The organism is Streptomyces sp. NBC_01237, from assembly GCF_035917275.1.
Lineage (GTDB): Bacteria > Actinomycetota > Actinomycetes > Streptomycetales > Streptomycetaceae > Streptomyces.
Genome location: NZ_CP108508.1, coordinates 1,416,596 through 1,428,478, shown reverse-complemented (window position 1 = coordinate 1,428,478; position 11,883 = coordinate 1,416,596). Strand labels below are relative to the sequence as shown.

Here is an 11,883-nt window from a genome sequence, read left to right as displayed (position 1 = left end):
GAAAGAGGGCTCACCCGTGAAGCGAGTGCGATCCACCGAGGAGAGCGAGCCCGCGCGCAACCGGGGTGAGGCCGTGGGCACTCCGGCGCCCGACAGCGAGGCGCTCTCCGGAGCCCCGGGAAGCATAGGCGCCCCGTCCTCGCCGCCGTCCCCCACGTCGACGGAGGGCGGCGACGGCGGCATCACCGGCGGTAAGGACACCGGCGGCGCGAGGACGCCGACCGCCTCGAAACCCGGTCCGGAGAAGCCCGACGAGCCCGCGGCGGAAACCCCGGCGGTGGTGCACGCGGCCGGAGTCTCCATCGGCAGGGGCACCTCCGGGTCCGAGCGACGACCGGACGGCGAGAGCGCCGCGGCGGCCGAGGAAGAGCCGGCGCCGACGGCCGGCAAGGTTGCCGCGGTGCCCACCACCGGTTCGGGGAGCGCCACGCCCTCCGCCTCATCGGGTGCTGCGGAGAGCGCCGCCGGGGAGCCGGCCGAAGCGAAGACACCGCCGGCCACCGCGGCATCGACCCCCGCGAGCGAGCCCTCCGCCTCCGGGACGACGGCCGGCGCCGCAGAGGCGACCGCCTCCGCCACAGAGACCGCCTCCGCCACAACGACCGTTGCCGCCACGGCGACCGCGGTCGCCGCAGCCTCCTCCGGTCCCCCCGGCGGGGCCTCGGCGGCTGAGGGGGGCGCCCCGGAGCGCCCCGGCCGGGTCTCGCGCCCGATGGTCGTCGCGGCCGCCTTCGCCGGCGCGCTGCTTCTGGCGACCCCCTTCGTCGTGGCGGGTGCCCAGAAGGACGAGGCCAAGCCGAAGAGCCGGGAACAGGCGGCGGCCTGGAAGGCGGACGGCCGGGCCGGCGGCTACGTACCGGGCACCGATCCCGACCGTACCGAGGGCAAGCGGCAGGCCGGCGGCGATGATCCGGGCAAGACTCCGGCCCGGCTCGACAAGGGCACGGGCACGGGCGGGGACGTCCGGGCCGACAGCGGGGTGGGCGGGAAATCCGCGGACGGTTCCACCGGGACGAAGGACAAGGGCACCAAGGGCGAGGGCGACAAGGCGTCGAAGAGCGGAACCGGCGACAAGGCCCCCGACCCCAAGAGCTCGAAGACTCCGGCCAAGGCCCCCGCGGCCGGTACGGCGCCCAAGTCGGCGCCCACCGTGGTGTACAGCGGTGTGTCCGGACCGGAATGCGACACCCAGCGCTTCCAGAAGTCCGGCTACTACAGCGACGGCAAGGAGGGCTGGGCCACCCACACCGGTGGCTTCGGAGGGTACGGCTGCGACGGCAAGTACCTCTCCATGCCCATGTCCGGCAGCTCCTCCAAGGACTCGGGCGGATCGGCGACCTGGCTGTTCGACCTGCCCGACAGCGCCAGGAAGTGCAGCATCTCCGTCCACGTACCCGGGAGTTCCGACATCGTGCGGGTGGGCGGCAACCCGAGCTACTACACCGTCTACGACAGGTTCCTGCCCAGGACCAGCAACCTGGTCGGCTCCTACTACGTCCGCCAGAAGGAGCGTCGCGGCACCTGGTACAACGTGCCGGGCACCTTCGCGGTGGACGCCAAGAAGCTCTCGGTGCAGCTGCACGACCGCGGTGAGGACAACAACTACGAGCACCACGCGATATCCGCTCTGAAGGTCACCTGCACCGGCTGAGAGACCGGCGCGGCACCACACATCGTGTGAGCGGGACTCACGCACCACCGCACGCACGGGCCCAGGCACGCAATGCGCAGGCCCACGCACGCAATGCGCAGGCCCACGCACGCATGAGCGGGTCCCTGGCACCCGTATGAGCGCGGCAGGTACTCCCGGCTCCCGGGGGCGGTTCTCACCTCCGGGAGCCGGGGCGCCTGCCGCGTTCGCGTCGGAGCGGTGCCCCGGGCCGCCTCAGCTCCCGCTCGGTTCCGCCCCGCTCTTCGCCGGCGCGGTGTCCGGGCCGGCCGGGCCGGTGACCTTGCGGTCGCCCGCCCGCAGCACCCCGGCCCCCAGCACCAGACCGAACGCCAGCACCGTCACCAGGCCGAACGACACGACCAGTGAGGTGGCCTCGGCCAGCGAGCCGATCGCCGACGGGGCGATCAGCCCCGAGGTGTACGTGATGGTGGCCACGCCCGCGATGGCCTGGCTCGGGTTCGGTCCGCTGCGCCCGGCCGCGGCGAAGGCGAGCGGGACCACGACGGCCACACCGAGGCCCAGCAGTCCGAAGCCGCACAGCGCCACCGCCGGGTCGGGCGACAGCACGACCAGCAGACCGCCGGCGGTCGCCAGCGCGCCCCCGACCCGCACGGTACGGACCGCCCCGAACCGGTCGACGATCCGGTCACCGGCGATCCGGGCCACCGCCATCGTCAGCGCGAACGCCGTGGTGGACGCGGCCGCCAGACCCGCGGAACTGCCCATGATGTCCCGGAGATAGACCGCCGACCAGTCCATGCTGGCACCTTCGGCGAACACCGCGCAGAACCCGATCGCGCCGATGATCAGGGCGGACCTGGGCGGCAGGGTGAAGCGCGGCGGCGGGTCCTCGTCCGGCTCGCTGCGCAGGTCGAGCACCCCCTGACAGGCGATCAGCCCCAGTACGGTGAGGACGGCGGCGGCCATCGTGTGATGCAGCCGCGCGTCGGTGCCGAGATGGGCGGCGACCGTTCCGGCCGCCGAACCCGTCAGTGCGCCCACGCTCCACATCCCGTGCAGGCCGGACATGATCGACTTGTTGAGCCGGTTCTCCACCTCGACGCCCAGTGCGTTCATCGCCACGTCGGACATCCCGGCCGTCGCCCCGTACACGAAGAGCGCCGTGCAGAGCGTCAGCAGGCTCGGCGCCATCGCGGGCAGCACCAGGGCGAGCGTCCACAGCATGAGCAGCCAGCGCAGCGCGGTTCTGGTGCCGAAACGGTGACTGATCCGCCCGGCCAGCGGCATGGCGAGCGAGGCGCCGATCGCGGGGAAGGCAAGTGCGAGACCGAGCTGACCGGCGCTGACCCCGGCGTGGTCCTGGATCCAGGGCACCCGGGTCGCGAAGCTGCCGGTCACCGCCCCGTGCACCGTGAAGACGGTGGCGATGGCGATCCTGGCCCGCCCGACCCGTTCCGTGCCGAAGCCCGTCACTGTGGAATCCGTTGTCATACCGCTGTGCCCTCCCCTGGAAATACTGGCCCACCGGCTCTGCTCCGGCGCCTCTGCCCTCGATCCGGGGCGTAAACTATCAGGAACCCTGCCTGATAAATAGCCCGCATCAACAGCCCGGCGAACGGTCCGGCGAGCACCCGGCGAACGGCCCGCGGCGGCCGTGCGCACCGGTCGTCCCGTGGTCCCCACCGGCCGCCCATGGAAGGAGTGCGACGTGATCTGGAAGGATCCCGGCATGCCCGCTTCACCGAGCACCGCTCGGGCCATCAACGACCGGCTCGCCCTGCGACTGCTCCAGCAGGACGGCCCGCTGACGGCCACGCAGCTGAAGACGTTGACCGGCCTCTCCCGCCCCACGGTCGCCGACCTGGTCGAGCGATTGCGGGACGCCGGCCTGATCCAGGTCGTCGGCGAGAGCGGCGCCCAGCGCCGGGGCCCCAACGCCCGGCTGTACGGGATCGTCGCCGACCGCGCCCACCTCGCGGCCCTCGACGTGCGCACCGGCAGCGTCGCCGTGGTCGTCGCCGACCTGCTGGGAGCCACGCTCGCCGAGGCGACCATGCCCATCGGCAGCGACACCGGCACGGAACCCGCGGTCGAGCAGGCCGTCGCCCTCCTCGAACGCACCGCTCGCGAGGCCGGGACCGCCCCCCTGCACAGCGTCGGCATCGGCGCCCCCGGGCTGATCGACCCGGTCACCGGCGAACTGCGCGACACCAGCGGCCTGCCCGCCTGGCACCGCGGCCTGGTCCGGGTGCTTCAGCGGCGGCTGCCCGCGACCGTCCTGGTGGAGAACGAGACCAATCTGGCGGCCGTCGCCGAGCACCGGGTCGGCGCCGCGCGCGACCGCGACACCTTCGTCCTGCTCTGGCTCGGACACGGCATCGGCGCCGCCGTGATGCTGGACGGGAAGCTGCGCCGGGGGGCCTCGGGCGGTGCGGGGGAGATCGGGTTCCTGCCCGTGCCCGGCACGGCGGGGATTCCCTCGGACGTCAGCTGCGACGGGGGCTTCCACTCCCTGGTGGGCTCGGCGGCCATCTGCGAACTGGCCGCCGACCACGGCATCAAGGTGCCTCCGTACGCGCGGGCGGGAGACGGGGAACCGGACGCCGCCGCCGCCGTCCGGGCGGCGCTCGCACCGGGGGCGGAGGGCGGCCCGTTCCTGAACGCCCTCGCCGACCGTCTGGCGCTCGGCGCCGCCGCCGTGGCCTCGGTGCTCGACCCGGGCTGCGTGGTCCTGTCGGGCGAGGTCGGTCATGCGGGCGGTGCCGGGCTCGCCGACCGGGTCGAGGAACGGCTGGCCAGGATGTCGCCGCTGCGCACCGAGGTCCGCGCCGGATCACTCGGCGGCGCCGCCGTGCTGCGCGGCGCGCTGCTCACGGCGCGCGAGGCGGCCCAGGACGCGCTGTTCGCCCCCGGCGGCTGAGAGGCCCTGCGCCGAGCGGCTGGGGATGCCCCTCCCCGGACCGCTCACACCGGGCGGTGGTACCTCCTCGCGAGGAACTCCTCGAACGTCCCGGTCCCCACGGCCCGTTCGGGTGTCAGGTGATCGCCGCGCCGGTACCCGGCGTACGCCCTGCCCGCCAGCCGCACGGGCACCACGCGCCGCTTGCGGCCGGTCGCCCCGAGGTGGACGCGGGCCAGGTCGGCCAGTTCCCGGACCTCGGGGCCGCCCATCTCCGGCACCCGTCCCGCCGGGGCACCGAGCGCCAGCGTGGCCAGCCGCTCCGCGACCTCGCCGCTGTCGATGGGCTGGACCGACACCCCCGCGGGCACCGGCAGCACGGGCAGCCTGGCCGCCGCGGAGAGGATGCCGAGGACCAGGTCGTGGAACTGTGTGGCCCGCAGGATCGTCCAGCCGAGACCCGATTCCTCGATCATCCGTTCGACCCGATGCTTGACGGTGTAGTAACCGAGCGGGATCCGGTCCACACCGACGATCGAGATATCGACCAGATGGGGCACGCCCGCCCGCCGCGCGGCCCCGATGAGATGCCCGGCCGCCCTGTCGTCCCCGCCCCGCGGCGACGTGGCGCAGTGCACGATCGCGTCCACCCCGTCGAGTGCGGCGTCCAGCCCTCTGCCGTCGCGCAGATCGACGGCGTACGAAGGGGAGCGGCGGCTCAGTACCCGTACGTCCTGTCCGGCGTCGCGCAGTCGCGCGGTGACCTGCCGGCCGAGTGTTCCGGTACCGCCGGTCACCAGAATCGTCGTCATGGACGCAAGCCTGCCAGAGCGGCGGGACGCGGGGCGGCGAGCGGGCGACCCGTGGGGGCGCCCCTTCTCCCAGGTTGCTCTGTGAGTCAGCACACAGCCATCACCTGCATGGCCGACGGTCGTCCGTGGCAGACTGATTGCGTACCAATAGCAGCGCACTCCGGGGTCGGTGCAATTCCGAACCGGCGGTTATAGTCCGCGACCCGTCCGCAGCCAGCGGCCGGTTGACCAGGTGTGATTCCTGGACCGACGGTGAAAGTCCGGATGGGAGGCAGTGCGCGGCGGGTCGTCACAGGTACGCCGCCCCAGGCGGACGCGTGTTCCGTATCACCGGGACTGCCGTGTCCGTGTACCCGGGTTTTGGCGTTCCCGGTGTCGTACCGCTTCATCTGTCGTCATCGACAGGCCCCGGAGTCCGTGCCCGAAGAGGCAGGAGGACCCGGTGGCCACCGCAGCCGATATCACCGCCATGCGCCGAGCGATCGCGCTCGCAGCCCGCGGGCTCGGCTCCACCAGCCCCAATCCGGTCGTCGGATGCGTGATCACCGACGCCTCCGGAGAGCGGGCCGGAGAAGGCTTCCACCAGCGCGCCGGAGGGCCGCACGCCGAGATACACGCGCTGCGTGCCGCCGGTGAGCGGGCCCGGGGCGGTACCGCCTACGTCACCCTCGAACCCTGTAACCACACCGGACGCACCGGCCCCTGCGCCCAGGCGCTCCTGCACGCCGGGATCAGCCGGGTCGTGTACGCGGTCGGCGACCCGAATCCGCAGGCCACCGGCGGCGCGGACACCCTGCGCCGGGCCGGGATCCAGGTCGAGCAGGGGCTCCTCGCCGACGAGGCCGAGACGGGCAACGCCGCCTGGCTGACCTCGGTGCGCCTCGGCCGCCCGTACGTCCTCTGGAAGTACGCGGCGACGCTCGACGGCCGGGTCGCGGCCGCCGACGCCACCAGCCGCTGGATCACCTCGCCCGAGGCCCGCGCCGACGTCCACCGGCTGCGTGCCGAGGCCGACGCCGTCGTGGTCGGTTCCGGCACCGCCCGTGCCGACGACCCCCAGCTGGCAGTACGCGGCATCGAGGGCGCCACCCAGCCGCTGCGGGTGGTCGTCGACACCGGCGCGACGGCCGTCAAGCCCGGCGCCCGCGTCCTCGACGCGACCGCGCCCACCCTGATCGCGGTCGCCGACGACGCACCCGCCGCCCATCTCCCCGACGCGGCCGTCCTGCGGCTGCCGCGGGCCGCCTCCGGCCGGGGCCTGGACCTGCCGGCCCTGCTCGCCGCCCTCCATGGGCGGGGCGTGCGCTCCGTGCTCCTCGAAGGCGGGCCGACCCTGGCCGGTGCCTTCGTCGCCGCCGGAGCGGTCGACAAGGTCGTCGGCTATCTCGCCCCCGTTCTGCTCGGCGCGGGCCCCGCCGCCCTCGCCGACGCCGGAATCCCCACACTTGCGCGGGCGTTGCGCCTCGATGTGACCGAGACCGTCACTCTCGGCCCCGATCTGCGCATCACCGCCGTCCCCGTCACTGCTCGGAAGGGAAACTGAGTGTTCACCGGAATTGTCGAAGAACTGGGTGAGGTCACTGCCGTCGAGAAGCTCGACGACGCCTCCCGCTTCCGACTGCGCGGCCCCGTCGTCACCGAAGGCGCCAAACACGGCGACTCCATCGCCGTCAACGGGGTCTGCCTCACCGTCGTGGACCTCGGCGAGCACGAGTTCACCGCGGACGTGATGGCGGAGACGCTCGACCGCTCCAGCCTGGGCGCCCTCACGACCGGCTCCCGGGTCAACCTGGAGCGGCCCATGGCCCTCGGCGGCCGGCTCGGCGGACACATCGTCCAGGGCCACGTCGACGGCACCGGCCGCATCGTGGAGCGCAGGATCTCCGAGAACTGGGAGATCGTGAAGGTCTCCCTGCCCGCGGAGCTGGCCCGCTACGTGGTGGAGAAGGGCTCCATCACCGTCGACGGCGTGAGCCTGACCGTCGTGGACGCCGGGCCCGACTACTTCACCATCAGCCTCATCCCCACCACCCTCGCCCTGACCACGCTCGGCATCAAGCAGCCCGGCGACCCGGTCAACCTCGAAGTGGACGTGATCGCGAAGTACGTCGAGCGGCTGCTCGGTGCCGATGCGATCCCGGGTGCCGCCCCCGGCGCTGCCCGGGGTGTGGTGCCGGAGCCCGGGGAGCCGGTGACATGAGCGCGCTGACCTGGCTGAACTCGGAGGCGTTCACCGTCCTGGGGCAGCACATCATCTGGTCCGACATGCTCGGCAACACGATCGGTCTGGCGGCGCTCACCCTGGGCTGGCTCCGTTCCATCTGGACCTGGCCCGCCCAGCTCCTCTCCGGCGTCGTCCTGGTCGCGGCCAATGTCTCCGTGCACCAGGCGGGCAGCGTCGGCAAACAGCTGGTCGTCATCGCCGTCGCCGTCTGGGGCTGGCAGCAGTGGACCCGCGGCAGGCAGCAGGCCCAGGACGGCAGCATCGCCGTACGGTTCGCCACCTGGCGCGAGCGCGGCCTGCTGGTCGGCGGCGCGGCGGTCGGCACCCTGGCCGTCGGCGGTCTCTTCACGGCGTTCCCGTCCCTGTCCTGGAGCCCCTGGGCGGACGCCTACATCTTCGCGGGCACGCTCGTCGCGATGCTCGCCCAGGCGCGCGGCATGGTCGAGTTCTGGTTCGCCTGGCTCCTCGTGGACCTGGTCGGCGTCCCGCTCAATTTCCACAGCGGGCTCGCCTTCTCCGGTCTCATCTACGTCGTCTACGGGGCCCTCGTCCTGTGGGGCATGCGCGACTGGTGGCTGCGCACGCGGTCACCCGCTCTGGAAGGAGCCACGGCATGACTGCCCAGCCCACCTGGTTGCACCGGAACCACGACCCCCTCGTCGAGAACCTCTCCCTCGACCCCGTCGAGCAGGCCATCCGCGACATCGCGGCCGGCCGGCCCGTCGTCGTCGTGGACGACGAGGACCGCGAGAACGAGGGCGACCTCGTCATCGCCGCCGAGAAGGCGACCCCCGAGCTCGTCGCGTTCATGATGAGCGAATGCCGCGGGCTGATCTGCGCGCCCATGGAGAGCGACGAGCTGGAACGGCTCGAACTGCCGCAGATGGTCGAGCACAACACCGAGTCGATGAAGACCGCCTTCACCGTCTCCGTCGACGCCGGTGCCGTCCACGGCGTGACCACCGGCATCTCCGCCGCCGACCGCGCCACCACGCTGCGGCTGCTGGCGGGCGGCGTGGCCGGACCCGGCGACTTCGTCCGCCCCGGCCATGTCTTCCCGCTGCGGGCCCGCTCCGGCGGAGTCCTCGTACGCAACGGCCACACCGAGGCCGCCGTCGACCTGGCCCGGCTCGCCGGACTGCGGCCCGCCGGGGCGATCGTGGAGATCGCGGGCGAGGACGGTGTGATGCTGCGACTGCCCGAACTGGTCCCCTTCGCCCGCAAGCACGGCCTGACGATCATCTCCATCGAGGACCTGATCGCCTACCGGCGCAGCGCCGAACCGACCGTCCGCCGCGAGGCCGAGGTCCGGCTGCCGACCGCGTTCGGCGAGTTCACCGCGTACGGCTACCGCTCCACCGTCGACGGGGTGGAGCATGTGGCGCTCGTCCACGGGGACATCGGCGACGGCGAGGACGTCCTCGTACGGATCCACTCGGAGTGCCTGACCGGCGACATCTTCCAGTCCCAGCGGTGCGACTGCGGCCCCCAGCTGCACGCCGCCATGGAGCGCGTCACCGCGCGGGGCCGCGGCGTCGTCGTCTATCTGCGCGGCCACGAGGGCCGCGGCATCGGACTGCTCTCCAAGCTGCGCGCGTACGAACTCCAGGAGCGCGGGGCCGACACCCTCGACGCCAATCTGGAGCTCGGTCTGCCCGCCGACGCCCGCGACTACGCGGCGGGCGCCCAGATCCTCGCGGACCTCGGGGTCGGCAGTCTCCGGCTGATGACCAACAACCCCGACAAGACCGCCGCGGTGCTGCGGTACGGGCTCGCCGTCACCGGCCGGGAACCCATGCCGATCCAGGCCGGGGAGCACAATCTGCGATACCTGCGCACCAAGCGCGACCGCATGGGCCACGACCTGCCCTGGCTCGACGGCGCCACCGCGTCGACGTGCAGCAACCAGTGACCTGCCCCGTATCCCTGATCCACCCCACCCACCACCCCGTAACCCCACGGAACGAGCAGTAGGAGAGACATGAGCGGCAAGGGCGCACCCGAACTGTCCGTACGCAACTGCGGTGACCTGCGGGTGGCCGTGATCGCCGCCCAGTGGCACGAGAAGATCATGGACGGACTCGTCGACGGCGCCCTGCGCGCGCTGCACGAGCTGGGCATCGACGAGCCGACCCTGCTCCGGGTCCCCGGCAGCTTCGAGCTTCCCGTCGTCGCCAAGGTCCTCGCGGGCCGCGGCTACGACGCGATCGTCGCCCTCGGCGTGATCATCCGCGGTGGAACCCCGCACTTCGAGTACGTCTCCCACGGGGTCACCGCGGGCCTCACCCAGGTCACCGTCGACACCGGGGTGCCGGTCGGATTCGGCGTCCTGACCTGTGACACCGAGGAGCAGGCGCTGGACCGGGCCGGTCTCGAAGGGTCCAACGAGGACAAGGGCCACGAAGCGGTCACCGCGGCCGTCGCCACCGCCACCACACTGCGCACCGTCAGTGAACCCTGGCGCTGAGTGCGGGCCGGCGACCCCGTATTCTAAGGACCATCATGGCGAACAAAACCTTCGAAGAGCTCTTCGCCGAGCTGCAGCTCAAGGCCGCCAACGGCGACCCCTCCACCTCCCGCACCGCCGAACTGGTGGACAAGGGAGTGCATGCCATCGGCAAGAAGGTCGTCGAGGAGGCGGCCGAGGTGTGGATGGCCGCCGAGTACGAGGGCAAGGAAGCCGCCGCCGAGGAGATCTCGCAGCTGCTGTACCACGTCCAGGTGATGATGGTCGCCCGCGGCATCTCCCTCGACGACGTCTACGCCCATCTCTAGGCCGACCGCGCTCCCCGCACATCCGCACGTCCGCAATCCCACCCCTTCGCACCAAAGGACCTGACCCCATGCTGCGCATCGCCGTCCCCAACAAGGGTTCACTCTCCGGGCCTGCGATGGCGATGCTCCATGAGGCCGGATACCAGCAGCGCAAGGAGTCCAAGGAGCTCGTTCTCGTCGACCCGGAGAACGAGGTCGAGTTCTTCTACCTGCGGCCCCGCGACATCGCGATCTACGTCAGCTCCGGCCGTCTCGACATCGGCGTCACCGGCCGCGACCTGCTGCTGGACTCCGGGGCCGACGCCGAGGAGATCCTCCAGCTCGGCTTCGCCCGCTCGACGTTCCGCTACGCCACCAAGCCCGGCACGGCCCACGGCCCGCAGGACTTCGACGGCATGACGATCGCCACCTCCTACGAGGGCATCGTCGCCAAGCACCTGGCCGACGCCGGCGTGACCGCCTCCGTCGTCCACCTCGACGGCGCGGTCGAGACCGCCATCGAGCTGGGGGTCGCCCAGATCATCGCCGATGTGGTGGAGACCGGCACTAGCCTGCGCAACGCCGGACTCGAAGTGATCGGCGAGCCGATCATGAAGTCGGAGGCCGTCGTCATCCGGCGCACCGGCGCCCCCGACGACGACCCGAAGGTGCAGCAGTTCCTCCGCCGCCTCCAGGGCGTCCTGGTCGCCCGCTCCTACGTGATGATGGACTACGACTGCCGCGTCGAGCACCTGGAGCGTGCCGTGGCCCTCACCCCGGGCCTGGAGTCGCCGACCATCTCCCCGCTGCACCACGAGGGATGGGTCGCCGTCCGCTCCATGGTCGCCGCCAAGGAGGCACAGCGGATCATGGACGATCTGTACGAGCTCGGTGCCCGCGCCATCCTCACCACGGCCATCCACGCCTGCCGTCTCTGACGGCCGGGGCGACCGAGAACACCGACAGACAAGAAGAGCGCCTGATGTCCGCCTCCGCCCCCCGGCCCGAACTGCCCGCCCTCCCGGTCACCTTCAGGCCCACCCTCACCCGGGTGGTCCTGCTGGCCGTGGGTCTGGCGATGTTCCTCGTCATCACAGTCATCGCCCTGACCCTGGAGAAGCTGAACCCGGGGGAGCGGACCAGCTTCATCTTCGTGGCCGCCCTCTTCTTCGGTGTCCTGGCCCTGCTCAGCAGGCCCAAGGTCGTCGCCGATGACACCGGGGTCACCGTCGTCAACCTCACCCGCACCCGCAGGCTGGCCTGGGAGGAGATCCTCCGGGTCAACCTGCGGGTCGGCGACCCCTGGGTCTTCCTCGACCTCAGCGACGGCACCAGCCTGCCCGCGCTCGGCATCCAGCCCGGAATCGCCAAGCAGCAGGCCATCCGGGACGCCCGTACGCTGCGCGTCCTCGCCGAATCCCGCGGCACCGGAGCGGACGCCGTCACGGACAACGGCTGAGCCCCCTGCCCCGTACGGCCTCTTCTTGATTACTCTGGAGGGCGGCGGCGCCAGGTGCGCCCCGCCCCGCCCCAGAGGCCCCCCGGGCCGGCGGGGTTTTTC

Annotated in this window: 12 protein-coding genes and 1 riboswitch; of the genes, 10 read left to right on the top strand and 2 right to left on the bottom strand. The window is 72.2% G+C overall.

Annotated features, from left to right (window positions below):
* Positions 1 to 16: 16 nt before the first annotated feature.
* Entirely contained in the window at positions 17 to 1,651 is a 1,635-nt protein-coding gene (locus OG251_RS06355) for a hypothetical protein (protein WP_326676238.1), read from the top strand.
* A gap of 234 nt (positions 1,652 to 1,885) precedes the next feature.
* On the opposite strand, the gene OG251_RS06350 is transcribed toward OG251_RS06355, so the two are convergent.
* On the bottom strand, positions 1,886 to 3,124 hold the full coding sequence (locus OG251_RS06350; protein WP_326676237.1) for an MFS transporter: 1,239 nt from the start codon (positions 3,122 to 3,124) through the stop codon (positions 1,886 to 1,888).
* 238 nt (positions 3,125 to 3,362) lie between these two features.
* Between OG251_RS06350 and OG251_RS06345 the strand changes: the two genes are divergently transcribed.
* Complete coding sequence (locus OG251_RS06345; protein ID WP_326681170.1) at positions 3,363 to 4,553, top strand: ROK family transcriptional regulator; 1,191 nt, start codon at positions 3,363 to 3,365, stop codon at positions 4,551 to 4,553.
* 44 nt (positions 4,554 to 4,597) lie between these two features.
* Here OG251_RS06345 and OG251_RS06340 read toward each other — a convergent pair whose 3' ends face one another.
* Positions 4,598 to 5,344 carry an SDR family oxidoreductase gene (locus OG251_RS06340; RefSeq protein ID WP_326676236.1) on the bottom strand — a complete coding sequence of 249 codons (747 nt, stop codon included), beginning with the start codon at positions 5,342 to 5,344 and terminating at the stop codon, positions 4,598 to 4,600.
* A gap of 151 nt (positions 5,345 to 5,495) precedes the next feature.
* Positions 5,496 to 5,626, top strand: a riboswitch (FMN riboswitch).
* A 160-nt stretch (positions 5,627 to 5,786) separates the two neighbouring features.
* On the opposite strand from OG251_RS06340, the gene ribD reads away from it, so the two are divergent.
* The 8 genes from ribD (at position 5,787) to OG251_RS06300 (ending at position 11,781) form a co-directional block, all read left to right on the top strand.
* Entirely contained in the window at positions 5,787 to 6,887 is a 1,101-nt protein-coding gene (ribD, locus tag OG251_RS06335; protein ID WP_326676235.1) for a bifunctional diaminohydroxyphosphoribosylaminopyrimidine deaminase/5-amino-6-(5-phosphoribosylamino)uracil reductase RibD, read from the top strand.
* The gene (locus tag OG251_RS06330) at positions 6,888 to 7,544 is read left to right on the top strand and encodes a riboflavin synthase (RefSeq protein WP_326676234.1); all 657 of its coding nucleotides are present in this window, start codon (positions 6,888 to 6,890) and stop codon (positions 7,542 to 7,544) included.
* Positions 7,541 to 8,185 carry a nicotinamide mononucleotide transporter family protein gene (locus tag OG251_RS06325; protein WP_326676233.1) on the top strand — a complete coding sequence of 215 codons (645 nt, stop codon included), beginning with the start codon at positions 7,541 to 7,543 and terminating at the stop codon, positions 8,183 to 8,185. Before OG251_RS06330 ends, OG251_RS06325 begins: the two co-directional genes overlap by 4 nt.
* A complete protein-coding gene (locus OG251_RS06320; RefSeq protein WP_326676232.1) occupies positions 8,182 to 9,480 on the top strand; it encodes a bifunctional 3,4-dihydroxy-2-butanone-4-phosphate synthase/GTP cyclohydrolase II in 1,299 nt (432 codons plus the stop codon). The genes OG251_RS06325 and OG251_RS06320 overlap by 4 nt, the downstream gene beginning before the upstream one ends.
* A gap of 69 nt (positions 9,481 to 9,549) precedes the next feature.
* A complete protein-coding gene (gene ribH / locus OG251_RS06315) occupies positions 9,550 to 10,035 on the top strand; it encodes a 6,7-dimethyl-8-ribityllumazine synthase (RefSeq protein WP_326676231.1) in 486 nt (161 codons plus the stop codon).
* Between the two features lie 35 nt (positions 10,036 to 10,070).
* Complete coding sequence (locus OG251_RS06310) at positions 10,071 to 10,343, top strand: phosphoribosyl-ATP diphosphatase (RefSeq protein ID WP_056787177.1); 273 nt, start codon at positions 10,071 to 10,073, stop codon at positions 10,341 to 10,343.
* Positions 10,344 to 10,411: 68 nt separating this feature from the next.
* Positions 10,412 to 11,260, top strand: a complete 849-nt coding sequence (gene hisG / locus OG251_RS06305) for an ATP phosphoribosyltransferase (RefSeq protein WP_326676230.1) — start codon at positions 10,412 to 10,414, stop codon at positions 11,258 to 11,260.
* A 44-nt stretch (positions 11,261 to 11,304) separates the two neighbouring features.
* The gene (locus OG251_RS06300) at positions 11,305 to 11,781 is read left to right on the top strand and encodes a PH domain-containing protein (protein WP_326676229.1); all 477 of its coding nucleotides are present in this window, start codon (positions 11,305 to 11,307) and stop codon (positions 11,779 to 11,781) included.
* The last annotated feature ends 102 nt before the right edge of the window (positions 11,782 to 11,883 follow it).

Bases quoted from the DNA above. Each gene is read 5' to 3' on its own strand.
- ribH (WP_326676231.1), top strand. From the start codon at position 9,550: ATGAGCGGCAAGGGCGCACCCGAACTGTCCGTACGCAACTGCGGTGAC.
- OG251_RS06320 (WP_326676232.1), top strand. From the start codon at position 8,182: ATGACTGCCCAGCCCACCTGGTTGCACCGGAACCACGACCCCCTCGTC.
- OG251_RS06300 (WP_326676229.1), top strand. From the start codon at position 11,305: ATGTCCGCCTCCGCCCCCCGGCCCGAACTGCCCGCCCTCCCGGTCACC.
- OG251_RS06340 (WP_326676236.1), bottom strand. From the start codon at position 5,344: ATGACGACGATTCTGGTGACCGGCGGTACCGGAACACTCGGCCGGCAG.
- hisG (WP_326676230.1), top strand. From the start codon at position 10,412: ATGCTGCGCATCGCCGTCCCCAACAAGGGTTCACTCTCCGGGCCTGCG.
- OG251_RS06350 (WP_326676237.1), bottom strand. From the start codon at position 3,124: ATGACAACGGATTCCACAGTGACGGGCTTCGGCACGGAACGGGTCGGG.
- OG251_RS06345 (WP_326681170.1), top strand. From the start codon at position 3,363: ATGCCCGCTTCACCGAGCACCGCTCGGGCCATCAACGACCGGCTCGCC.
- OG251_RS06310 (WP_056787177.1), top strand. From the start codon at position 10,071: ATGGCGAACAAAACCTTCGAAGAGCTCTTCGCCGAGCTGCAGCTCAAG.
- OG251_RS06325 (WP_326676233.1), top strand. From the start codon at position 7,541: ATGAGCGCGCTGACCTGGCTGAACTCGGAGGCGTTCACCGTCCTGGGG.